This window comes from Pseudomonas sp. HP_01, from assembly GCF_055284355.1.
Genome location: NZ_JBTOPV010000089.1, coordinates 159,769 through 180,770, shown reverse-complemented (window position 1 = coordinate 180,770; position 21,002 = coordinate 159,769). Strand labels below are relative to the sequence as shown.

Here is a 21,002-nt window from a genome sequence, read left to right as displayed (position 1 = left end):
TAGGAGCGCGCTTGCCCGCGAACCGCGATGTGCCTGATATAAATGTGTAGCTGACCTACCGCAGTTCGCGGGCAAGCGCGCTCCTACAAAGAGCGGCGTGCACGAAGCGGGACTTAGTGATCAGGCCCAGCGCGCCAGCACCTCTGGCAACTGCGTCAGGCTGCTGATCTCGCCATCCGGCGCTTTTTCAGCTTCCCAGACTTTGCCGCCGGGGTTGTACCAGATCGCCCGCATGCCGGCCTGCTGAGCACCGGCGATGTCGTCACCGGGGTGGTCGCCGACATGCACGGCCTGACTGGCATCGGCATTGCCGCGTTTCAGCGCTTCAACGAAGGGAGCAGGGTCTGGTTTGCCGATACCCAGGTCCTCGGCGCACAGCGCGAAGGCGAAATAATCGGCCAGGCCCAGGCGGCGGACGTCGGCATTGCCGTTGGTCACCACACCCAGCGTGTAAGACTTGGTCAGGATCTCCAGCGTCGGCACCACTTCAGGGAAGATGTCCAACTGGTGCCGCCCGTGAAGGAACACTTCAAAGCTCTGGTCCGCCAGCTCATGGGCTTCGGCATGACCATACCCGGCGTCCTCAAGGGCGTGAAACAGCACCGTGCGGCGTAACGCACTGATCCGGTGCTTGAACGTCGGGTCTTCTCCGATGAGTCGCGAGCGGATTTCCCACAGATGCTCCACCGTAACCACACCGAGCTTTGGCGCGTTGGCAGCCAGCCATTCGCGCAGCTTGGCTTCGGCACTGACAATCGCAGGTGCGGTTTCCCACAGCGTGTCGTCCAGATCGAAGGTGATCAGCTTAATGCTCATTATCGGCGTTACCTTTGCGCTTGGCCCGTGGATGGGCGCTGTCATACACCGTGGCCAGATGCTGGAAATCCAGATGGGTGTAGATCTGAGTGGTGGCGATGTCTGCGTGGCCCAGCAACTCTTGCACGGCGCGCAGGTCCTGGGACGACTCCAGCAAATGACTGGCGAATGAATGGCGAAGCATGTGCGGGTGCAGGTTCTGGCCCAGCTCGCGCTCGCCGGCAGCCTTGACCCGCAGTTGGATCGAGCGCGGCCCCAGGCGGTGGCCTTGCTGTCCGACGAACACCGCATCGTCCTGCGGATTGGCGAGCGCCCGCTGCTTGAGCCATTCCTCCAGCGCTTCCCGGGCTTTTCTGCCGACGGGTAAAACGCGGGTCTTGCTGCCTTTCCCGAGTACCTGCACAAGGCCGTCCGCCAGATCCAGGTCTGCACAGTTCAGCCCGGTCAGCTCGGACAGGCGCAGGCCTGACGAATAGAACAGCTCCAGGATGGCCTGATCGCGCCGGGCCAGAAAATCGTCTTCGACCCCGCCTTCAAGCAGTTGCAGGGCGCGGTCGGCATCAAGGGTTTTCGGCAAGCGACGCTCGCCCTTGGGCGGTGACAGGCCATTGGCCGGATCGTGATCGCAAAGGCCTTCGCGGTTGAGATAGTGATAAAAGCCGCGAACCGCTGACAGCAATCTGGCCAGGCTGCGCGACGACTGACCTTGCTGGTGAAGGCGAGCGACCAGGCTGCGCATGGCCTGAATATCCAGCGCTTTCCAGCTGTCGATGTGCTGCTTTTCGCAGAACCCCAGGACCTTGTTCAGGTCACGGCGATAGGCTTCAAGCGTATGGCTCGACACTTGGCGCTCACTGCGCAGGTGCGTGCAGTAAGCCTCCAGTTGCCGCTCCATGACTAGCGAACCGACCGCAGCGAATTGGTAAAGCGTGGCAGCAAGCGGCTGAGCACGTCTGCGATGTAACTGAGAAACAGCGTGCCGACCGAGCTTTTGTAATGCTGGGGATCACGGCTGCCGATCGCCAGAACACCGTGCAGGCCTTGGTGGTTGAGGGCAGCCAGGGCGGTTGAGCCCACTTCCCTGCTTTGCTCGCTGCCGAACAGAAACTCGAGTTCATGCTCCCGCAGTGCGCCACACAGGGTCTTGCCGCCGGACATCAGCCCGCCAATGGCTTTCTGCGCGTCGGCGGCGCTTACCCAGCGGCCGACGGTCATCGGGTTGTCGCTGAACAGGATAAGGCTGACGAAGGGCACCTGAAATTCCTGGCGCAGGCTGTCTTCCACGCAGATGACAATGTCTTCCAGGCTGGTCGCGTCCATCAGATCGAGAATCAGCCGGCGGGTTTTTTCAAACAGCCGGTCGTTGTCTCGGGCCACGTCCATCAGTTGCGAAAGCCGGTGACGCATCTCGATGTTGCGCTCGCGCAGCAGTTTGAGCTGGCGCTCGACCAGCGAGACGGTGTCGCCCCGTTGGTGCGGGACGCGCATCATCGCCAGCAGTTCGTCGTGCTCGGCGAAAAAGTCAGGGTGCTGTTGCAGCCAGGCCGAAACCGCCTCGGCTTCAAGGGCAGGCACTGCGTTCTCGGCAGGGGACTGGCCGGGCGTGTCGTTTGAAGTCTGAGGCTGGTCGGTCATCGGATACACTCGCTCATAGACGTACTTGGCCTTCGTAAACCCGGACAGCCGGGCCAGTCATCATCACCGGATGGCCGGGGCCTGCCCACTCGATGGACAAACGTCCGCCCGGCAAGTCGATCAGCATCGGCGAATCCATCCAGCCCTGAGTAATGGCCGCGACGGCTGCCGCGCACGCACCGGTGCCGCAGGCCTGGGTTTCCCCGGCGCCACGTTCCCACACCCGCAGTTGCGCACGCTGGCGATCGACGACGTGGAGAAAGCCCACGTTCACCCGGGCCGGAAAGCGCGGATGGTTCTCGATCTTCGGTCCCAATACATGCACAGGTGCGTTGTTGATGTCGTAGACGCGCAGCACGGCGTGGGGGTTGCCCATGGACACGGCCGCAAGCTCGACGGACTCGCCATCGACATCAAGGGAATAACTGGCGGCCTGCTCTGGCGCATCGAACGGTATGTCCGCCGGAACGAGACGCGGCGCGCCCATATCCACGCTGATCTGGCCGTCGTTGCGGATGTCCAGCTCGATGATGCCGCTCTTGGTCTCGACGCGGATCTGCTTCTTGGCGGTCAGCCGCTTGTCCAGCACGAAACGGGCGAAGCAGCGCGCACCGTTGCCGCATTGCTCAACTTCGGAGCCGTCGGAATTGAAAATCCGATAGCGGAAGTCCACGTCCGGATTGTTCGGCGCCTCGACCAGCAGCAACTGATCGAAACCGATACCGGTATGGCGATCGCCCCATTGCTTGGCGTGCTTGGGCAAAATGTGCGCGTGTTGGCTCACAAGGTCCAGCACCATGAAATCATTGCCCAGGCCATGCATCTTGGTAAAACGCAGCAGCATGGGATTACTCCGGCAGCAGGCTTTCGCCGGCAAACAACTCAGTCACGGTTTCACGGCGACGCACTTCGAAGGCTTGCTCACCATCCACAAGCACCTCGGCCGTACGTCCGCGGGTGTTGTAGTTGGAGCTCATCACGAAGCCATAGGCGCCGGCCGAATGCACTGCCAGCAGATCGCCTTCAGCCAGTGCGAGTTCGCGCTCCTTGGCCAGGAAATCACCGGTTTCGCAAATCGGGCCGACAACGTCGTAAGTGCGTTTCACGTCGTCACGCGGTTGAACCGCTGTTACGTCCATCCACGCCTGGTACAGCGCCGGACGAATGAGGTCGTTCATGGCGGCATCGACGATGGCGAAGTCTTTGTGCTCGGTATGCTTGAGGTACTCGACGCGGGTCAGCAGCACGCCAGCATTCGCGACGATGAAACGGCCCGGCTCGAACATCAGCGCCAGGTCGCGGCCATCAAGGCGTTCACGCACGGCTTCAATGTATTCGCCTGCGAGTGGCGGCTCTTCGTCGCGATAACGCACACCCAGACCGCCGCCCAGATCGATATGCTTCAGCAGAATGCCGCAGTCGCCCAGCCGGTCGACCAGATCAAGCAAGCGATCCAGGGCATCCACGAAAGGCGAGAGCGTGGTCAGCTGGGAGCCGATGTGGCAGTCGACGCCGATAACGTCGAGGTTCGGCAGCTGCGCGGCGCGAATGTAAACGTCTTCGGCGTCCGCGATGGCGATGCCGAATTTGTTTTCCTTGAGGCCGGTGGAGATGTAGGGGTGGGTGCCGGCATCGACGTCCGGGTTGACGCGCAACGACACCGGAGCGCGCACGCCCATTTCGGCGGCGACGACTTGCAGGCGTTCGAGTTCGTCGGTGGACTCGACGTTGAAGCAATGCACGCCGACTTCGAGCGCACGACGCATGTCATCGCGGGTCTTGCCGACGCCGGAGAAGACGATCTTGTCAGCCTGTCCGCCCGCTGCCAGTACGCGCTCGAGTTCGCCACGGGAAACGATGTCGAAACCGGCGCCCAGGCGCGCCAGGACATTGAGAACGCCCAGGTTGGAGTTCGCTTTGACCGCAAAGCAGACCAGATGCGGCATGCCGCTCAGGGCATCAGCGTAGGCGCGATACTGCGCCTCGATGTGCGCGCGGGAATAGACGTATGTCGGCGTGCCGAAACGTTCGGCGATGGCAGACAACGCCACTCCTTCCGCGAACAGCTCACCGTCGCGGTAGTTGAAGGCGTCCATGACTGATTCCTAGTAGGTCGAAGTCTGATGCTTGTGCGAGTGCGACTTGGTCTGGCTGGTGCCGTCGGCGGACGAGTCGTCGTCGGGCAGATACAGTGGACCTTTCTGACCGCAGGCAGAGACCAGACACGCAACTGCAAGCAGCGCGGCCAGGGAGGAAATCAGGCGCTTCATGGCGAAATCCTTTGTATAAGCATTAATTGCGCCCGAGTATACCGACCACCCGACAGATTGCCTATGCGCTGGGGTTCCCGTCCGGCGGGGGTTTGACGCCGCCGCGCAATTAGACAGTGCAGCGCATGCGGATTTCTGACGCAGCCTGCGGTGGAGCCGGACGTTACTGCCTTCCCGGCCGAAGCCACTCCCACATCTGCACTTGGGCGGGTAGGCTTTGCATTTGCCGGGGAGCGACCGTATCGTGCGTCGCTGCGCCATCCGCTGACACTTTTGAGGTTCATGCAATGAGTTTGACCGAAGCCCGTTTTCACGATCTGGTCGATGCCACCCAGGAAAAGCTCCAGGACATCTTCGACGAGAGCGGTCTGGATCTGGACCTTGAGAGTTCGGCCGGTGTGCTGACCGTCAAGTTCGAAAACAGCTCGCAGTTCATCTTCAGTCGCCAAGAGCCACTGCGTCAGCTATGGCTGGCGGCTGCGTCAGGTGGTTTCCACTTTGATTACGACGAAGAAGCGAAGCACTGGATCTGCGACAAGAGCGAAGAGCTGTTGAGCGAGATGCTCCACCGTCTGGCTAAACAGCAGGCCGGGGAAGACATCGACTTCGACGCCCTCGACGGCAGCGACGGCAACCGCCAGTGACTGCTAGCGCAACGCCGGTCAGACCGCCGAAACCGCTGTTCAGCAACGTCAGCACGGCTGTGCCATCGCCGTGCATCAGCATCTGCCGGCTCGACGAAGACAAAGTCTGCACGGGGTGTCATCGCCACGTTGAAGACATCCGCGAGTGGCGGGCGGCGACCGATGAGCGCCGGCGCGAGATCGTGCGGCAGGCGGATCAGCGTCGCAGTGCAAATTCCGATCACATGTAGGTCACGGCCCTCTTGGAAAAGTTGAATCTGTGGGAGCCGGTCCTGTCGCGATGCCGGGCCTGATGTCTGGCCGCAACTGGCATCAAGCCTCATCCATCGCGGCATTCAGTGACTTTTCCAGTTTGGCCTTGTAGCGCAGGAACAGGATCGTTTGCCCGCGCGTGTCCCCCAGTATCCCGGACAGGTCCAGATCAGTGATGTAGCAGCGGTAACGTTGTGGCTCGCGACGTTGCTCGAGAATCCGTCGCGCCACGACGCTGAACAGCTGATCGCCATACTCCAACTCGGAAAACTCCATCCCGTCGCAATACAGCGTCACGCTGACCTGTCCGGGCGACGCCTCCTCGATGATCGCCTGCACATCAAAAAACGATGGGTCGTTGAGCACTGTTGGTGTCGGGCGATGCTCAACGCGGCGGGCCCGGCCTGATCCATCGGGGTTTATGCGGTAATACAAAGCCTCCAGCGACGTTGATTCCAGCGGGTTGTCCAGCGGCAGCAGCGTCACGCGCCGATACATCAACGATTGAAAAAAGCGCTGCAGCGGCACCAGCAGGCTGGATTCACTGTGATAAGGCACCTGCTGATGCCACAACGCATTGCGCTCATCGAGCACGTACAGGTCGGCGTTCGGTTCGTTGATCCGGTAAAACACCTGAATGCACTCGGGCTGGCCGTGCGGGATAAACAGCGACAAGTCCGAGTCGTCCAGTGCCTGGGGGTCCAGATGAAGCGGGCTGTAGGCGGAAAGCTCTGCGCCCAGATAGTCAAAGAGCGCCGGCAGGTTTTCGAGCGTGACATGACTGACCTGGCCGGGGATCATTTTCAGCACGTGATACCGCTGTTCGACCTGGATGAGATAGCGATGATTCAGGCGCCGGTCCAGCAACAGTTGCGCCGTGCCGATGAGTTCCTCCACGCGCTGGGCGATGGCCTGCGCGCGGTTGTGGCAAAAGCAGCGCACGCGGATGACAGGCCTCGCGGCGTTCTCCGGCGGGCCGTTGAGCAAGTCTGTCAGGCAGTCCATCAGCGCAGAGGGGCCGTCGAAGCGACTGACCAGCACTTCGTTCCAGCTGTTAAGAGTGATCTGATCGAAGGTCAGCACCAGATTTTCGCGTACCCCGGCATAGCTCAGCGAGTCCGTTCGTTCGGTGGTCATCAGAATGTTCAGGTCCTTATGGTGCCTGAGCGGATCGACGCCGACATTGACCAGCAGCAGAATCTCACGGGGCACGCTTGGGCTGAGCAGCACCTCTTCCTCGACCATGCCGGCCGGCAGCGCAATGCTCTGCTGTAATGCGCCTTGCACATTGAACAGTTCGAACTCGGTCAGATCGCTGATGCCAGGATGTAGCGCCAGGCGCGTACTGCTGTCGATGATGTTGTTGCGATGGCACCACGTGAGCAGTTCCAGCAACTCGCGACTGCGCTTGATCGGCGCAAACGTTTCCAGCTCGTGGGCACTCAGGCTGCCGTTGTAGAGACACCACTGATACCTGCCGGGCTCGCGCTTGTTCGGCAGTTGCGCGAGCGTCAGCGTGTCTTCCGCCAGATCCGGCGTGATGCCCGGATTGAGAAACTCCACTTTGCCGGCTTTGCGTTCAAAGGCTGCATACAAACGCCGGCCGAGCACATTCAAGTCGCGTTTGTTGATCGAATTGACTGCCTTTTGCGCACGGGCGAATTGGGTCAGGAAGCGATAACTGAAGTTGAGCTCGCCGACCAGTGCGCGGCGCTCGCTGGCGACCTGACGCACTTTCCACTGGCTGCGGCTGTCGAGCAGCGCCAACTGGCGCTCGTCCCAGTTCCACTCATTGACCAGCCGCTCCAGCAGCAGGCGCTGCCAACCGTTGCTGCGGTGGCGAGTGGCGCCCGTGAGTTTCTTGTTCACCTTCAGGTACAAACTGCGGCGTACCAGTTCCAGCCGCTCGGGCTCGCCCCTCGCGAGCAAGTATTCCTCGATGCGCCGGTAGACCATCACGTAGGGGTCCAGCTCGTCGAGGTCGGCACGGTTGGCAAACACCGCTTTCTTGAAGCGCATGCTCAGGCACTGCACCTGCGGGTGTTCGCTGGCATAGACCTCAGTCAGCAGCAGCTTGAGCACCGATTTGTAGGGCGATTCGATACCTTTGAACAGTTGCCACAGCCCTGCGCCGATGAACTCGCCCGGCGGGATGTGCGACATATTGCCGAGGTCCAGCACCTCGTCAGCGCGAATAAAGCGTTTCGACAGCAGGGTATGGGTGTATTCGGCGTAGCGCGTTTCCTCGTAGACCGGCACCAGCCACCACATCGGGGTGCGCCCGGCCAGCCAGATGGCGGTGCGATAAAACTCGTCGAGCAGCAAATAGTGCTGCGTCGTGCCGCAGTCTTCGCCACTCAGCTGTGCATCCCGCTCGCCGACGACAAAGCGCTCCGGATCAACGAGAAAGAAGTGCGCCTCGGCGCCCATGCTTGCTGCCCAGCTTTCAAGCGACTGGCATTTCTTGCGCAGTTCCTGGATTTCGTCTGCCGACAGTAGCGGGTCGTGGCAGATCCACACGTCCATGTCGCTCTGGTCGGCCTGGGCGAGGGTGCCAAGGCTGCCCATCAGGAAGATGCCGTGAATCGGCTGCGGTGGATTCACCCGGCGTGGTTTGTAGGAGAACGATCGCGTCAGGCGTTGCGCTTCAGCAAGGGCCTGGGCATCAGGCTCGTAATGGGAAACGCCAGCAGGGGTCGACCCCGACACATAGCCCGGCAACAGAGGATGATTGACGTGGAAAAACAGTGGCAGAAGGGAAAGCACGCTTTGCTGACGTGTCGACAGGCCTTCATACGCGCGCGCCAGTCGACTCTCGCTCAGGGCCAGGAAGCGGCTGCGTAACTGGGCGAGGACCTTGCGATCAATGCCCTCATCCAGATCCGGGCGAATTTCGAAACTACGCGTCATCGCGACTCGAAGCCGTCGGGCGGCACTGCATGAAGTGAGGGTATAGCGATAATCAAGACAGCTTGGCGTCAGGCCGGTAAGGCTCGGCTGCGCGTCTTTTTTATGGCGCCATTATTTTATCGGCGCAGCATCGTCGAAATGGAGGATTCGCGAAACCTTTATTTGATGCGTCCAGGCAAAGGTTTCGCGAGGGACGAAGTCAGGCAGCTTCCTGGCTTGTGGCAAGAATGATCAACAGTGATTGAGCGTGGTCGGCGGCATCCAGCCCCAGGCTGGTCAAGTAGCCTCCGTCGTGTTGCGTGGTGAGGCCTTTGTCGAAGAGTCGTTGGGCGGCAGCGATGGCTGTGGGAGCCGCAGAATGGTGGTGGACCTTCAGTCCCTCTTTGGTGTTGCTCAGATTGAACAGCGACAGGATTTCCAGCTCGGCAACCAATTCAGGGGTAAACGACATAGGTGCTCCAGACTTTTTCCAGTGGATACACCGCGATCAGAATCGCAGGCGTGACGGCCCCGTCGCCATGCAGCAGCGAGGCTGTTGGAGTGTAGTCAGGTCTGGGAATTTTGCAGGAAGTATCTGGCCGGTCGTCTGGTCGGGTCAGCGACCGGCATTTTTCGCGGGTTTTACTCGTCTTCAGCCAGCTTTACACCGGGTGGCATGTCGGGCAACGCCCGCAGCGCCGCTTCATACCAGACGGTATTGAACGGACGGTCATCTTCCAGGATCCCGTCAATCTCTACCGCAAGCACATGGGCCATCATCACCAGAATCTCTTCTCGCTCGTAGCCCACCAGCGTCAGCTTGTTGAACGTGGCCTTGGCCGCTGGCGGGTTATCGCTTTCGATCTGATTTTCAATGGCCTGAATCAGCGTCGTTTCAGCGAATTCTTCTTCGTCGTTTTCGATGTTGTCGCTCATGTCGTTCTCGATGTCTTGCCAATTAGATGGAACCGCCCCCACGGGGCGACCCCTTTGATGCGCTCAGCGGCTGGCGAGCAAGTGCTGGCCACGCACGACCGCTGCCTTGACCTGCTCAGGCGCCGTGCCGCCGATGTGGTTGCGGGCATTGACCGAACCTTCGAGCGTCAGCACCGCGAACACATCCTGTTCGATCTGGTCGCTGAACTGACGCAGCTCGTCCAGCGTCATCTCGGCCAGGTCTTTGCCGGTCTCAACGCCGTGCTTCACCGCGTGGCCGACGATCTCGTGGCAGTCGCGGAACGGAAGGCCGCGGCGGACCAGATAGTCGGCGAGGTCGGTGGCGGTGGAGAATCCACGCAGCGCGGCCTCGCGCATCATGGCGTGCTTCGGCTTGATCGCCGGGATCATGTCGGCGAAGGCACGCAGCGAATCGCGCAAGGTGTCGGCGGCGTCGAACAGTGGCTCCTTGTCTTCCTGATTGTCCTTGTTGTAGGCCAGCGGCTGGCCCTTCATCAAGGTCAACAGGCCCATCAACGCGCCAAACACACGTCCGCTCTTGCCACGGACCAGCTCGGGCACATCAGGGTTTTTCTTTTGCGGCATGATCGAGCTGCCGGTGCAGAAGCGATCAGGCAGGTCGATGAACTGAAATTGCGCGCTCGTCCAGAGCACCAGCTCTTCGGAGAAGCGCGACAAATGCATCATCGCGATGCTCGCGGCGGAGCAGAATTCGATGGCGAAGTCGCGATCGGAGACGCTGTCCAGCGAGTTGCCGCCTACTGCTTCGAAACCCAGCAGCTGGCAGGTCAGTTCGCGGTCGATCGGGTACGTGGTGCCGGCCAGCGCGGCGCTGCCCAGTGGCATGCGGTTGGTGCGTTTGCGGCAATCGACCAGGCGCTCGTAATCGCGGCTGAGCATTTCGAACCACGCGAGCATGTGGTGGCCGAATGTCACCGGTTGCGCGGTCTGCAGGTGAGTGAAGCCCGGCATGATGGTCTCGGCTTCGCGCTCGGCCAGCCCTAGCAGACCTGCTTGCAGGCGAGTGATCTCAGCCAGAATAAGGTCGATTTCGTCACGCAGCCACAGGCGGATGTCGGTGGCGACCTGATCGTTGCGGCTGCGCCCGGTGTGCAATTTTTTACCGGTGACGCCGATGCGGTCGGTCAGACGCGCTTCGATGTTCATGTGTACGTCTTCGAGGTCCACGCGCCAGTCGAACGTGCCGGCTTCGATCTCGCCCTGAATGCTCTTCAGTCCGTCGATGATGGTGTCGCGCTCGGCGTCGGTGAGCACACCGACCTTGGCCAGCATCGTGGCGTGGGCAACGGAGCCCATGATGTCGTGGCGATAAAGACGTTGATCGAAGGTAACGGAGGCGGTGAAGCGTGCGACGAAGGCGTCGACGGGTTCACTGAAGCGGCCGCCCCAGGACTGGTTGGTCTTGTCGGTGCTCATGATTCGCTCGCTGCTGTGCTGGTGGCTGAAACTGATGAAAAACCGGCGCCGGCCGATTCTAAAGACGCGGGCGATGATAACAGCATTGCCGTTTATTTATCCCCGGCGGCTTGCCCGCAACGGTATCAGCGAAGAGACTGTCAGCCATGCAGAACGAGCGCAAACATCCGGGCCAGAGCAGTGCGCCCGGTAAAGAGTTTTTCCTCCCGGAACTGTGTCTGCCCCAGGCGTTGCTGATGCTGGTAGTGCTGGCGGAGTTGCTGGTCTTCGTGCTTGTGCTCATAGAGCCCATGCGGCCGGATTTCGACTGGGTGCGGCTGGCGCTGATTTCTCTTTTCGTGCAGTGGATCGTGCTGCTGTCCGCCGCGCTACTGTGCGGCTTGCGCCCCTGGCTGGCGCGCCTGCGTGCTGGCGTGGCCGGCTGCATAGGTTGTCTGCTGGTGGTGGCAGTGACACTGATGTGCACTGCCGTGACTGACTATTACCAGGTGAATCCCCCGACCTCGTTCGCTGGGGTTGTCGAGCGGTACCTGCGCTACGCGCTGATCGCCTTGATCATGTCCGCGCTGATGCTGCGCTACTTCTACCTTCAGAGTCAGTGGCGCAAGCAACAGCAGGCCGAGCTCCAGGCCAGGATCGAGTCGCTGCAAGCGCGTATCCGTCCGCACTTTCTGTTTAATACACTCAACAGCATCGCCAGCCTGGTGACCAGCGACCCGGTCAAAGCGGAGCAGGCGGTGCTTGATCTGTCCGACCTGTTCAGGGCCAGTCTGGGCAAGCCCGGCAGCCTGACAACATGGCGCGAAGAGCTCGAATTGGCGAAACGCTATTTATCGATTGAGCAATATCGACTTGGCGAGCGTCTACAGTTGGACTGGGCAGTAAGTGCAATTCCCGACGACTTGCCAATTCCCCAGCTAACCTTGCAGCCATTACTGGAAAACGCGTTGATTTACGGTATCGCGCCCCGTGTTGAAGGCGGCGTGGTCAGAGTTGAGGCGGACTACGAACGGGGAGTATTCATATTGCGCGTCAGTAATCCTTACGATGAGGTCGTCTTACGGCAAAACCCAAGCGGCACTCAGCAGGCCTTGGCAAACATCGGCGCTCGAATCACGGCACTTTTCGGCCCCCTCGCCAGTCTGAGCGTGGAGCGCCGAGACGGTCGTCACTTCACCTGTCTACGCTATCCTTGTGCGAGACTCACGCAGGAAGCCAGAGCTATATGAATGTCCTGATCGTTGATGACGAACCCCTAGCCCGAGACCGCCTGAGCCGTATGGTAAGTGAGCTCGAGGGTTACAAGGTTCTGGAACCCAGCGCCACAAATGGCGAAGAAGCATTGCAGCTGATTGAAAATTTGAAGCCTGACGTGGTGTTGCTGGATATCCGCATGCCCGGCCTGGATGGACTTCAGGTTGCGGCAAAACTGTGCGAGCGCGACACCCCGCCAGCCGTCGTATTCTGCACGGCCCACGATGAATTCGCGCTTGAGGCCTTCCAGGTCAGTGCCGTGGGTTATCTGGTCAAACCGGTTCGTCCCGAGCACTTGCTTGAGGCGTTGCGCAAGGCCGAGCGGCCGAATCGTGTGCAACTGGCGGCGATGACCCGGCCTGCTGCTGAAAGTGGTACCGGCCCGCGCAGCCACATTAGCGCGCGTACCCGAAAGGGCATTGAGCTGATTCCGCTGGCCGAGGTGATCTACTTCATCGCGGATCACAAGTACGTGACCCTGCGCCACGAAGGTGGCGAAGTGCTGCTGGATGAACCGCTTAAAGCCCTTGAAGACGAGTTCGGCGACCGGTTCGTACGCATCCACCGAAACGCGCTGGTCGCCCGGGAGCGCATCGAGCGCCTGCAGCGCACGCCATTGGGCCACTTCCAGTTGTTCCTGAAGGGGCTCAACGGCGATGCGTTGATCGTCAGCCGCCGGCACGTTGCCGGTGTGCGCAAGATGATGCAGCAGTTGTAAGGGAGTGCCGCGAGGAGCATGCCGTCATGCTGGCGACACGCCGTCGCATGGCGTACGCAGGTTGATTGAGATCATGATGCGCGCAGATTGAATACAGCCATTCGGCCCGATCCGGCCGAGCTGTTATTATTCGCCGCATTCACTCAGCACGGACCGGTTCATGTCTTCTCGCGAAATCCGCATCGCCACCCGCAAAAGCGCTCTGGCCCTCTGGCAAGCCGAATACGTCAAGGCGCGTCTGGAGCAGGCTCATCCCGGTCTGATCGTGACGCTGGTGCCGATGGTCAGTCGCGGCGACAAGCTGCTGGACTCGCCGCTGTCGAAAATCGGTGGCAAAGGCCTGTTCGTCAAGGAGCTGGAAACAGCCCTGATGGAGCACAACGCCGATATCGCCGTTCACTCGATGAAAGACGTCCCGATGGACTTTCCTCAGGGCCTCGGCCTGTTCTGTATCTGCGAACGCGAAGACCCCCGCGACGCCTTCGTTTCCAATACCTACGCCAGTCTCGATGACCTGCCCGCCGGCGCTGTGGTGGGCACGTCGAGCCTGCGTCGGCAGGCTCAGTTGCTGGCGCGTCGGCCAGACCTGCAAATCCGGTTTCTGCGCGGCAACGTCAATACGCGTCTCGCCAAGCTGGATGCAGGCGAGTATGACGCGATCATCCTTGCCGCTGCCGGCCTGATCCGCCTGGGTTTCGAAGAGCGCATTACCGCGCCCATCAGCATCGACCACAGCTTGCCGGCTGGCGGGCAGGGCGCGGTGGGCATCGAATGCCGCAGCGTCGATATCGAAGTGCATGCCTTGCTGGCCCCATTGCACCATGACGACACCGCCGTGAGGGTTACCGCTGAGCGTGCGCTCAACAAGCACCTCAACGGCGGATGCCAAGTGCCGATCGCCTGTTATGCCGTGCTGGAAGGCGAACAACTCTGGTTGCGCGGTCTGGTGGGCGATCCCTCCGGCACGGTGCTGCTGCATGCCGAAGCGCGTGCGCCACAAGTGGACGCTCAAGCGTTGGGCGTACAAGTGGCAGAAGCGCTGCTGGCTCAAGGTGCCGCGAAGATTCTCAAAGCGGTCTACGGCGAGGCAGGCGACGAGTGACGACCTGGCGTTTGCTGCTCACGCGTCCTGCTGAAGAATCGCGGGCCCTGGCGCAGACGCTGGCTGAGGTCGGCGTGCACAGCGCCAGCCTGCCGTTGCTGGAGATTGAGCCGCTGCCGGTTTCAGAAGCCAGCCGTTCGATCATTTACGACCTCGCGGCGTACTGCGCCGTCATCGTTGTCAGCAAACCGGCCGCGCGCCTTGGGCTCGCAATGCTTGACGAAGTCTGGCCGCAGCCGCCGATGCAGAAGTGGTTCACCGTCGGCGCTGCAACCGCGCAAATCCTCGATGACTATGGCCTGCACGTGTTCTTCCCCGAGCAGGGTGACGACAGCGAAGCGTTGCTCGACCTGCCGCAGTTCCAGCAAGCCGTCTCGGGATACGACCCCAAAGTGCTGATCATGCGCGGCGAAGAAGGACGCGAGCTGCTGGCCGAGCGGTTGCGTGAGCGTGGTGTGGTGGTCGATTACCTGCCGCTGTATCGTCGCCACCTGCCGCAATACCCGGCTTTCGTGCTGCCCGACACGGTTAAAGCGGAACGCTTGAATGGGCTGGTGGTCAGCAGTGGACAGGGTTTCGAGCATCTGCGCGAGTTGGCGGGTGATGCCTGGCCTGCGCTTGCACAAATGCCTTTGTTTGTACCGAGCCCCCGGGTCGCCGAAATGGCGCGTGCCGCCGGGGCTCTTATCGTAGTGGACTGCCGTGGCGCCAGCGCCCCGGCCTTGCTGGCAGCATTGCGCGAACACACCGCGCCTGCCTCACAGGCGTAATGGTCGATCAGTCGGATTACGCAACGCCCAAAATGCAAAGGATGGACACGTGAGCGAAACAGTCTTGCCAAAAGATGACGTTGAACCGGTACTGGCCAAACCTGAGCCGCTGCCGGATCCAGCGTACAAAGAACCGTCGAATCGCCGAAGCAGCAACGGGCTCGCCATACTGGCGCTGTTGCTGGGCGCAGCGGGCGTTGCCGTTGGCGGCTGGAGCGTCTGGCAACTGCGCGCCATGCAGGCCGGCCATCAGGAGCAGTCGGGGCAGTTACAGGACATCGGCTCTCAGACTCAAGCCCTCAAGCAGAGCGAGCAGCAAATCGCTGCACGGCTGGCGCAATTGCCACCCGCTCAAGAGCTGGAAGATCGCCGTCGCCTCGTCACGCAGTTACAGGGTGATCAGCAGCGCCTGAGCCAGCGTGTAGAGACCGTGCTCGGTGCCAGTCGCAAGGATTGGCGTCTCGCCGAGGCCGAGCATCTGTTGCGCCTGGCGAGCCTGAGGCTGTCAGCGCTGCAAGATATCAACAGCGCTGCAGCGCTGGTGCAGGGCGCTGACGAGATTCTGCGCGAGCAGGACGATCCCGGTGCGTTCGCGGCCCGCGAGCAATTGGCAAAAAGCCTGACCGCGCTGCGCAGCGTCGATCAACCGGATCGCACTGGTTTGTTCCTGCAACTGGCGGCAGTCCGTGAGCAAGTCGCGCAGTTGAATGAGCTGGCGCCTGAATACGTGGACAAGGGCGATTCGCTGTTCGGTTTGACCGATGGCAGCGAGGACAGCTATTGGGCCAAGTGGTGGGACAAGATCTCCCAGTTCGTGCGTATTGATTTTCACGCTGACAAAAATATCCGACCGTTGCTGGCAGGCCAGAGCCTGACCCAGGTTCGTCTGGCATTGAGTCTGGCGATCGAGCAGGCGCAATGGGCGGCGCTCAACGGCCAGGCCCCGGTTTACGAGAAGGCCATGGCTGAAGCTAAGAGCGTTCTGGAGAGCAACTTCAATCGTGATAGCCAGCAGAGCAAAGCGCTCGGTCAGCGTCTGGAGGAGCTCGGCAAACAGCCGGTTTCCGTGGCGACCCCTGACCTGACACAAAGCCTGGCGTCGGTTCAGGCCTACCTCGAACAGCGTCATACGCCTGTTGGCGGTGCGCTGGAGAAACGCACTGACGAGGCGCAGCCTGGGAAACAGCCATGAAGCGCGCTTACGTCATCCTCTTCGTGCTGGTCGTTGCTGCGGCGCTGATAGGCGTCGCGATCTCCCGCCATGCGGGTTACGTGCTTATTTCCTACGACACCTTCCGCTACGAATCGAGTATCTGGGCAGCGCTAGCGTTGCTCGCCGCCGTTCTGTTCATGCTGTGGCTGGTGCGGGTGGTTATCGCGTTGCTGACGACGTCCGGTGGGGTCGTCAATCCGTGGTCTCGTCGCAACCGCAGCCGTCGCGTGCAGAACGCGATAGAGCAAGGGCAGATGGACCTCGCCGAAGGGCGCTGGGCCAGCGCTGAACGCAACTTGCATCGCGCCGCCGAGGCGGAGCGTCAGCCATTGCTCTATTACCTCGGCGCCGCCCGGGCAGCGAATGAGCAGGGCCGTTACGAGGAAAGCGACAATCTGCTTGAGCGCGCGCTTGAGCGTCAGCCGCACGCGGAGCTCGCCATTGCGTTGAGCCACGCCCAGTTGCAGGTGGACCGCGGTGATCTCGACGGTGCGCTGGTTACCTTGCAGGCCATGCAGGAGCGCCATCCGCATAACCCGCAGGTATTGCGTCAATTGCAACGCCTGTATCGCGAACGCGGTGAGTGGGCGGAGTTGGTTCGTCTGATGCCGGAGTTGCGAAAAGACAAGGTGCTTCCGGCGCAAGAGCTGGCTGAACTGGAGAGACGTGCCTGGGGCGAAAATCTCTCGCTGGCGGCCCACCGTGAATCCGGCAGCGATACCGTAGCCACGGGCCTGCCGTCGCTGGAAAGCGCTTGGCAACAACTGACTTCGGCTCAGCGCCAGGAGCCCGCGCTGGTGTTGGCGTACGCCGAACAACTGCGTCGGCTGGGCGCCGATGTGCAGGCCGAGGAAGTCCTGCGCACGGCCATGAAGCGCGACTACAACACCCACCTTGCGCGGTTGTATGGACTGGTGCGCGGCGCCGATCCTGCCAAACAACTGCAGACTGCTGAGGGCTGGCTGAAAAGTCATACCGATGACCCAGGCTTGCTGTTGACGCTGGGTCGTCTGTGCCTGCAAAGCAGCTTGTGGGGTAAAGCGCGTGATTACCTCGAGTCGAGCTTGAGGTTGCAGCGCAACCCGGAAGCGTGTGCCGAACTGGCTCGTCTGCTTGCGCAGCTGGGCGAGACTGATCGCAGCAATCAGCTGTTTCAGGAAGGTCTGGGTTTGCTGGATGAGCGTTTGCTCGCCCGTCCGTTGCCAGCACTGACACGCGTCTAGCCGGGCGTCAGACTTGAACGTGAAGAGGCCCGATTGCGGGCCTCTTCAGTGTCTGAGTCTTTTATTTGTGTAGGGCATTTCCGTGCTTCGTGTGGCTTGTTGAGAGGATCTTTGGGCTACCGGTATAACGTCTTAAACACGGCGTCGGGAATTACCTACATCAACAAAGAAATATCCTCCGTTGAGCGCCTTGAAAGCGACTCGCGCTTTCCTCTACCGTAGCCGCCTTCGTCTTTTGTTACGGATTTTCCATGCAGCTGGCTCGTACGCGCTCCTTGTTCTCTCTGGCGTTTCTGGCCTGCGCATCGATTGTGGGAGCGACGGTTTATCTCGGCCCTGTAGTTGATGCAGCGCCATGCCCGATGTGTCTGCTTCAGCGTGTGCTCATGGCGGTATCTGCGGGTGTGTGTTTGCTCGCCGCGCTGCACGCGCCGGGCAAAGCTGGCTGGCGTATTTACGCGGGCTTTCTTTTACTGTTTTCCGCTTTGGGAGCGAGCGTCGCGGCACGTCAGGTCTGGTTGCAGGCTTCGCCGCCCGAGAACATGGCGGCGTGCATTGAAAACCTTCACTACCTGATGGAAACGCAAACCTACTTAAAAGTCATGGTGATGGTGCTGGCGGGAAGTGCAGGGTGCTCCGAGATCAACTGGTCGCTGTTCGGCATCAGCTTGCCGGAGTGGAGCCTGCTGGCATTTTCCGGCTTGTGCCTGTTCGCGCTGTACTACCTTTTTATCGAGTTCCGCCGCTTCAGATCAATGGATGTGGGGACTCCGGATTAAACACTTGTATGAACTTTCTGTCCTGCGTACCTTGATGGGCTAGTCATGCGGGCATAATCTGGGCCGCACGCATCATCGGATCAATGCTGCTGTCGACGCTTCTCCTGGCTGGTACCGACAAGTCTCGGGCCGAATCGAAAAGCGCCTGAAGCAGCATGCCCCTGAAGGGAAGAGAGAACATCATGCTGGAAAGTTGTCAGAACGCTCAGGAACGCTGGGGTGGGGTTCACAAGCTGATTGACCGCTGGTTGCTGGCGCGCAACGAGTTGATCACAGCTTATTATGCCTTGAGTGCAGAGCCGGGAGCGCTTTCCGAAAAAAGCGCGCCGTTGCAGGAATTCTGCGGCTCGCTGGTCGATTACGTGTCGGCTGGTCATTTCGAAATTTACGAGCAGCTCACCAACGAGGCCAAGGCGTTCAAGAATCAGCGGGGCCTTGACCTGGCTGACACGATCTATCCTCGGATCGACGTCATCACCGAGAAGCTGCTGGCGTTCAACGATCTCTGTGACGAAGGCAAATGCGTCGCCGAGAAATTCAAGGAATTGGGCGGCTTGCTGCACGAGCGCTTTGAACTGGAAGACTGCCTGATCGAAGTGCTGCACAACGCGCACAAGGAACAGGTCGAGGAAGAGGTCTGAGAAGGCCGCTGATGTAAAAAGCTGATGTAAAAAAGGGTGCCCTGGGCACCCTTTTTTTATGCTCTGTCGCCGCCAGCCTCGGCCACTGTCGGCGTTACTGTGACACTCCGAGCAGCTCAATTTCGAATACCAGTGGCGTGTACGGATCGATCAGATCGCCCGCGCCTTCTGCGCCATACGCTTGAGCCGAAGGGATCACCAGCCGCCATTTGGCACCCACCGGCATGTCGGCGAGGGCGGTGGTCCACCCGGCGATGACGCTGTCCAGGCGGAACCATTGTGGCTGCTGGCTTTGATCGAAGATCGTGCCGTCAGGCAGCCGGCCCACGTACTTCACTTGTACACGGCCATTGATGTCGGGTTTGGCGCCATTGCCCGGCGTCAGCTCGGTCATCAGGATGCCGTCCGCGAGCTGGCGAACGCCCGGTTTGGCCTTCTCGGCCTCCATGAACTTGCGCTCATCCTTCAGCGCCGCTTCGGTCTGCGGTTCGGTCTGACCGGAGTTTTCAGCCTGGGCGAGGGCGGCATCGTGGTCGCTGAGAATCTGCTCCATGCGATCCTGCTTGATCGCCAGCGGCTTGCCTTGATAAGCCGACTGCAGGCCTTCGAGCAGCGCGGGCAACTGCAGATCGGGTGCTTCCTGGCGCAGGCGCTCACCCAGGCTTGCGCCGAGGCTATAGGAAAGGTCGTGGGTATTATCGGACGCCGGAGCATCGGTCGCGTGAGCAAGGGGTACCAAGAGGAACAACGACATAAACAGGTAGCGCGACATGAATGCTCTCCGGCCTGGGAAGTGAGCGATTATGCCAGCGCTGAGGCCCGAGCGTGACGGGTATTGCCGGGTTTTTCGGCGTCCTGCAACAGAGCGGGGATTGTAGTGTCAAGATGCCCTAGCGGCGGTGCTGGCGGAGGTCTAGTATGGCCGCACTCAAATCAGCCAGGAGGTAAGTCATGTCGGCCACCAAGAAGCCAGTAAACACTCCGTTGCATTTGCTTCAACAGCTGTCGGGCAGCCTGCTCGAGCATCTCGAAAATGCCTGCTCTCAAGCATTGGCTGACGCTGAAAAACTGCTCGCCAAACTCGAGAAGCAACGTGGCAAGGCGCAGGAAAAACTGCACAAGTCGCGTACCAAGTTGCAGGACGCTGCCGCCGCCGGTAAAGCCAAGGCGCAAGGCAAGGCCAAGGACAGCGTGGCCGAACTCGAGTCGTTGCTCGACGCTTTGAAAGATCGTCAGACCGAAACCCGCAGCTACATCCTCAACCTTAAGCGTGATGCCCAGGAAAGCCTGAAGCTGGCCCAAGGCATTGGCCGCGTGAAGGAAGCCGTTGGCAAAGCGCTGAACGATCGCGCTGCAAAAGACCCGGCTCGACCTGCCGCCAAGCCTGTCGCGGCGAAGCCGCCTGTGAAAATGCCTCCAAAACCGGCAAAACCTGCACCCAAGGCGGGTCCAGCAAAGCCTGCTGCTAAAACCGCAGTCAAAGCCGTCGCAGAAAAAACCGTCGCCAAAGTGACTGCGAAAACCGTGGCCGCCAAGCCAGCTGCGAGCAAGGCACCTGTTGCCAAACCAGCTGCCAGTGCTGCGAGCAAGCCAGCCGCTAAAACGGCTGTTGCCGCGAAATCGGCCGCCAAGCCCGCTGCCAAGACCACCGCTGCCAAACCGGCTGCCGCGAAGGCCGCTGTCAAACCTGCCACGGCTAAAGCCCCTGCTGCAAAACCAGCCACCAGTGCCGCCGCCAAGCCTGCTGTGAGCAAAGTCGCAGCCAAGCCCGCAGCATCCAAGCCTGCTGCTGCCAAGCCAGTCGCAGCGAAGACTGCAGCAAAACCGGCCACCAAGCCCGCTGTCTCGGCAACAGCCAAGCCAGCGGCCGCAGCGCCTGCTGGTCCGGTAGCGTCACCTGCGCCAGTTGCTGATTCGACGCCCAACAGCGCGTCCTAAGCGATATCGGTCCCGGCGCGAAGCAGAATCTGCAACGCGTCGGGACTGCCTTGAGCAGCACCACCCGCCAGCGCTTCCAGCCACACTCCTGTAGGTTCAGCCTTTCGCTCAGGCCACTCGCTGGTCAGCCGTTGCAGCCGCACCAGCAGCTCACGCTCGGCATCCAGCTCAAGGGTTTTCAGCCTGTCGCGTAATGCCTTCAGTTCTTCGTCATCTATCGCGTCGGCCTTCCAGCGTGTCCGAACATCCCTCAATGGCCCCACCACCGTCTCGTGCCACGGGTCGGCCAATTGTCCGATTTGTCGCGCCCGCTCCGGGTCGAACTGCACACCACGCCGGTCCATCCAGACGCCGCACAGCAACGCGCAGACATTGGCGCCATCGGCTTGCAGCTTCAGGCACGCCTGCTCGACGCCTGGGCGAGCATAAAAATCTAGGGTGAAACTCCATAGGTCCGAGAGCAT

23 protein-coding genes are annotated in these 21,002 nt (G+C 60.8%); 11 read left to right on the top strand and 12 right to left on the bottom strand.

The window, feature by feature from the left end; genetic code table 11:
* Nucleotides 1-120: 120 nt before the first annotated feature.
* Genes ACYAR8_RS25630 through lptM form a run of 6 tightly spaced genes read right to left on the bottom strand, consistent with a single transcriptional unit; the run spans nt 121 to nt 4,721 of the window.
* The gene (locus ACYAR8_RS25630; RefSeq protein WP_074892668.1) at nt 121-816 is read right to left on the bottom strand and encodes an HAD family hydrolase; all 696 of its coding nucleotides are present in this window, start codon (nt 814-816) and stop codon (nt 121-123) included.
* Nucleotides 806-1,711 carry a tyrosine recombinase XerC gene (gene xerC / locus ACYAR8_RS25625; protein ID WP_463581427.1) on the bottom strand — a complete coding sequence of 302 codons (906 nt, stop codon included), beginning with the start codon at nt 1,709-1,711 and terminating at the stop codon, nt 806-808. Before xerC ends, ACYAR8_RS25630 begins: the two co-directional genes overlap by 11 nt.
* 2 nt (nt 1,712-1,713) lie before the next feature.
* Nucleotides 1,714-2,451, bottom strand: a complete 738-nt coding sequence (locus tag ACYAR8_RS25620) for a DUF484 family protein (RefSeq protein ID WP_463581426.1) — start codon at nt 2,449-2,451, stop codon at nt 1,714-1,716.
* 13 nt (nt 2,452-2,464) lie between these two features.
* Entirely contained in the window at nt 2,465-3,295 is an 831-nt protein-coding gene (gene dapF, locus ACYAR8_RS25615; protein ID WP_074892671.1) for a diaminopimelate epimerase, read from the bottom strand.
* Nucleotides 3,296-3,299: 4 nt separating this feature from the next.
* Entirely contained in the window at nt 3,300-4,547 is a 1,248-nt protein-coding gene (gene lysA, locus ACYAR8_RS25610; RefSeq protein WP_108121184.1) for a diaminopimelate decarboxylase, read from the bottom strand.
* A 9-nt stretch (nt 4,548-4,556) separates the two neighbouring features.
* Entirely contained in the window at nt 4,557-4,721 is a 165-nt protein-coding gene (lptM, locus tag ACYAR8_RS25605) for an LPS translocon maturation chaperone LptM (protein ID WP_192171403.1), read from the bottom strand.
* Between the two features lie 287 nt (nt 4,722-5,008).
* Between lptM and cyaY the strand changes: the two genes are divergently transcribed.
* Together cyaY and ACYAR8_RS25595 are read left to right on the top strand one after the other, a co-directional pair.
* A complete protein-coding gene (cyaY, locus tag ACYAR8_RS25600) occupies nt 5,009-5,365 on the top strand; it encodes an iron donor protein CyaY (RefSeq protein ID WP_463581425.1) in 357 nt (118 codons plus the stop codon).
* Nucleotides 5,362-5,595 (top strand): DUF1289 domain-containing protein, encoded by a 234-nt coding sequence (locus ACYAR8_RS25595; protein WP_074892675.1) that lies wholly within the window; start codon nt 5,362-5,364, stop codon nt 5,593-5,595. The genes cyaY and ACYAR8_RS25595 overlap by 4 nt, the downstream gene beginning before the upstream one ends.
* Before the next feature lie 82 nt (nt 5,596-5,677).
* On the opposite strand, the gene ACYAR8_RS25590 is transcribed toward ACYAR8_RS25595, so the two are convergent.
* The 4 genes from ACYAR8_RS25590 to argH all read right to left on the bottom strand — a co-directional run bounded on the left by ACYAR8_RS25590 (nt 5,678) and on the right by argH (nt 10,900).
* Complete coding sequence (locus ACYAR8_RS25590) at nt 5,678-8,527, bottom strand: class I adenylate cyclase (protein ID WP_463581424.1); 2,850 nt, start codon at nt 8,525-8,527, stop codon at nt 5,678-5,680.
* A gap of 199 nt (nt 8,528-8,726) precedes the next feature.
* Nucleotides 8,727-8,978 carry a TIGR02647 family protein gene (locus tag ACYAR8_RS25585; RefSeq protein ID WP_074892677.1) on the bottom strand — a complete coding sequence of 84 codons (252 nt, stop codon included), beginning with the start codon at nt 8,976-8,978 and terminating at the stop codon, nt 8,727-8,729.
* Nucleotides 8,979-9,148: 170 nt separating this feature from the next.
* Nucleotides 9,149-9,442, bottom strand: a complete 294-nt coding sequence (locus ACYAR8_RS25580) for a hypothetical protein (RefSeq protein ID WP_074892678.1) — start codon at nt 9,440-9,442, stop codon at nt 9,149-9,151.
* Between the two features lie 63 nt (nt 9,443-9,505).
* Nucleotides 9,506-10,900 (bottom strand): argininosuccinate lyase, encoded by a 1,395-nt coding sequence (gene argH / locus ACYAR8_RS25575; RefSeq protein WP_463581423.1) that lies wholly within the window; start codon nt 10,898-10,900, stop codon nt 9,506-9,508.
* A 146-nt stretch (nt 10,901-11,046) separates the two neighbouring features.
* Here argH and ACYAR8_RS25570 point away from each other — a divergent pair, with 146 nt between their 5' ends.
* From ACYAR8_RS25570 to rsd, 8 genes are all read left to right on the top strand, one after another.
* Nucleotides 11,047-12,129 carry a sensor histidine kinase gene (locus ACYAR8_RS25570; RefSeq protein WP_463581422.1) on the top strand — a complete coding sequence of 361 codons (1,083 nt, stop codon included), beginning with the start codon at nt 11,047-11,049 and terminating at the stop codon, nt 12,127-12,129.
* Nucleotides 12,126-12,872: a LytR/AlgR family response regulator transcription factor gene (locus ACYAR8_RS25565; protein ID WP_074892681.1), complete on the top strand. Its 747-nt coding sequence runs from the start codon at nt 12,126-12,128 to the stop codon at nt 12,870-12,872. Before ACYAR8_RS25570 ends, ACYAR8_RS25565 begins: the two co-directional genes overlap by 4 nt.
* 160 nt (nt 12,873-13,032) lie before the next feature.
* Nucleotides 13,033-13,974: a hydroxymethylbilane synthase gene (gene hemC / locus ACYAR8_RS25560; RefSeq protein WP_074892682.1), complete on the top strand. Its 942-nt coding sequence runs from the start codon at nt 13,033-13,035 to the stop codon at nt 13,972-13,974.
* Complete coding sequence (locus tag ACYAR8_RS25555; RefSeq protein WP_463581421.1) at nt 13,971-14,744, top strand: uroporphyrinogen-III synthase; 774 nt, start codon at nt 13,971-13,973, stop codon at nt 14,742-14,744. The genes hemC and ACYAR8_RS25555 overlap by 4 nt, the downstream gene beginning before the upstream one ends.
* Nucleotides 14,745-14,793: 49 nt before the next feature.
* Nucleotides 14,794-15,936, top strand: a complete 1,143-nt coding sequence (locus tag ACYAR8_RS25550) for a uroporphyrinogen-III C-methyltransferase (protein ID WP_463581420.1) — start codon at nt 14,794-14,796, stop codon at nt 15,934-15,936.
* Nucleotides 15,933-17,180, top strand: a complete 1,248-nt coding sequence (locus tag ACYAR8_RS25545; protein ID WP_463581419.1) for a heme biosynthesis HemY N-terminal domain-containing protein — start codon at nt 15,933-15,935, stop codon at nt 17,178-17,180. The genes ACYAR8_RS25550 and ACYAR8_RS25545 overlap by 4 nt, the downstream gene beginning before the upstream one ends.
* A 251-nt stretch (nt 17,181-17,431) precedes the next feature.
* The gene (locus tag ACYAR8_RS25540) at nt 17,432-17,959 is read left to right on the top strand and encodes a disulfide bond formation protein B (protein ID WP_463581418.1); all 528 of its coding nucleotides are present in this window, start codon (nt 17,432-17,434) and stop codon (nt 17,957-17,959) included.
* Nucleotides 17,960-18,141: 182 nt separating this feature from the next.
* The gene (gene rsd, locus ACYAR8_RS25535) at nt 18,142-18,600 is read left to right on the top strand and encodes a sigma D regulator (protein WP_463581417.1); all 459 of its coding nucleotides are present in this window, start codon (nt 18,142-18,144) and stop codon (nt 18,598-18,600) included.
* A 94-nt stretch (nt 18,601-18,694) separates the two neighbouring features.
* Here rsd and ACYAR8_RS25530 read toward each other — a convergent pair whose 3' ends face one another.
* Nucleotides 18,695-19,372 carry an FKBP-type peptidyl-prolyl cis-trans isomerase gene (locus ACYAR8_RS25530; protein WP_463581416.1) on the bottom strand — a complete coding sequence of 226 codons (678 nt, stop codon included), beginning with the start codon at nt 19,370-19,372 and terminating at the stop codon, nt 18,695-18,697.
* A gap of 179 nt (nt 19,373-19,551) precedes the next feature.
* Between ACYAR8_RS25530 and ACYAR8_RS25525 the strand changes: the two genes are divergently transcribed.
* On the top strand, nt 19,552-20,538 hold the full coding sequence (locus ACYAR8_RS25525) for an AlgP family protein (RefSeq protein WP_463581415.1): 987 nt from the start codon (nt 19,552-19,554) through the stop codon (nt 20,536-20,538).
* On the opposite strand, the gene ACYAR8_RS25520 is transcribed toward ACYAR8_RS25525, so the two are convergent.
* Nucleotides 20,535-21,002, bottom strand: coding sequence for a TIGR02444 family protein (locus tag ACYAR8_RS25520; RefSeq protein ID WP_074892689.1), 468 nt, complete (start codon nt 21,000-21,002; stop codon nt 20,535-20,537). The two genes, ACYAR8_RS25525 and ACYAR8_RS25520, sit on opposite strands and share 4 nt — an antisense overlap.

Excerpts from the sequence above, each read along its gene's own strand:
- ACYAR8_RS25630 (WP_074892668.1), bottom strand. The coding sequence starts at position 816 with ATGAGCATTAAGCTGATCACCTTCGATCTGGACGACACGCTGTGGGAA.
- xerC (WP_463581427.1), bottom strand. The coding sequence starts at position 1,711 with ATGGAGCGGCAACTGGAGGCTTACTGCACGCACCTGCGCAGTGAGCGC.
- ACYAR8_RS25620 (WP_463581426.1), bottom strand. The coding sequence starts at position 2,451 with ATGACCGACCAGCCTCAGACTTCAAACGACACGCCCGGCCAGTCCCCT.
- dapF (WP_074892671.1), bottom strand. The coding sequence starts at position 3,295 with ATGCTGCTGCGTTTTACCAAGATGCATGGCCTGGGCAATGATTTCATG.
- lysA (WP_108121184.1), bottom strand. The coding sequence starts at position 4,547 with ATGGACGCCTTCAACTACCGCGACGGTGAGCTGTTCGCGGAAGGAGTG.
- lptM (WP_192171403.1), bottom strand. The coding sequence starts at position 4,721 with ATGAAGCGCCTGATTTCCTCCCTGGCCGCGCTGCTTGCAGTTGCGTGT.
- cyaY (WP_463581425.1), top strand. The coding sequence starts at position 5,009 with ATGAGTTTGACCGAAGCCCGTTTTCACGATCTGGTCGATGCCACCCAG.
- ACYAR8_RS25590 (WP_463581424.1), bottom strand. The coding sequence starts at position 8,527 with ATGACGCGTAGTTTCGAAATTCGCCCGGATCTGGATGAGGGCATTGAT.
- ACYAR8_RS25585 (WP_074892677.1), bottom strand. The coding sequence starts at position 8,978 with ATGTCGTTTACCCCTGAATTGGTTGCCGAGCTGGAAATCCTGTCGCTG.
- ACYAR8_RS25580 (WP_074892678.1), bottom strand. The coding sequence starts at position 9,442 with ATGAGCGACAACATCGAAAACGACGAAGAAGAATTCGCTGAAACGACG.
- argH (WP_463581423.1), bottom strand. The coding sequence starts at position 10,900 with ATGAGCACCGACAAGACCAACCAGTCCTGGGGCGGCCGCTTCAGTGAA.
- ACYAR8_RS25570 (WP_463581422.1), top strand. The coding sequence starts at position 11,047 with ATGCAGAACGAGCGCAAACATCCGGGCCAGAGCAGTGCGCCCGGTAAA.
- ACYAR8_RS25565 (WP_074892681.1), top strand. The coding sequence starts at position 12,126 with ATGAATGTCCTGATCGTTGATGACGAACCCCTAGCCCGAGACCGCCTG.
- hemC (WP_074892682.1), top strand. The coding sequence starts at position 13,033 with ATGTCTTCTCGCGAAATCCGCATCGCCACCCGCAAAAGCGCTCTGGCC.
- ACYAR8_RS25545 (WP_463581419.1), top strand. The coding sequence starts at position 15,933 with ATGAAGCGCGCTTACGTCATCCTCTTCGTGCTGGTCGTTGCTGCGGCG.
- ACYAR8_RS25540 (WP_463581418.1), top strand. The coding sequence starts at position 17,432 with ATGCAGCTGGCTCGTACGCGCTCCTTGTTCTCTCTGGCGTTTCTGGCC.
- rsd (WP_463581417.1), top strand. The coding sequence starts at position 18,142 with ATGCTGGAAAGTTGTCAGAACGCTCAGGAACGCTGGGGTGGGGTTCAC.
- ACYAR8_RS25530 (WP_463581416.1), bottom strand. The coding sequence starts at position 19,372 with ATGTCGCGCTACCTGTTTATGTCGTTGTTCCTCTTGGTACCCCTTGCT.
- ACYAR8_RS25525 (WP_463581415.1), top strand. The coding sequence starts at position 19,552 with ATGTCGGCCACCAAGAAGCCAGTAAACACTCCGTTGCATTTGCTTCAA.
- ACYAR8_RS25520 (WP_074892689.1), bottom strand. The coding sequence starts at position 21,002 with ATGCTCTCGGACCTATGGAGTTTCACCCTAGATTTTTATGCTCGCCCA.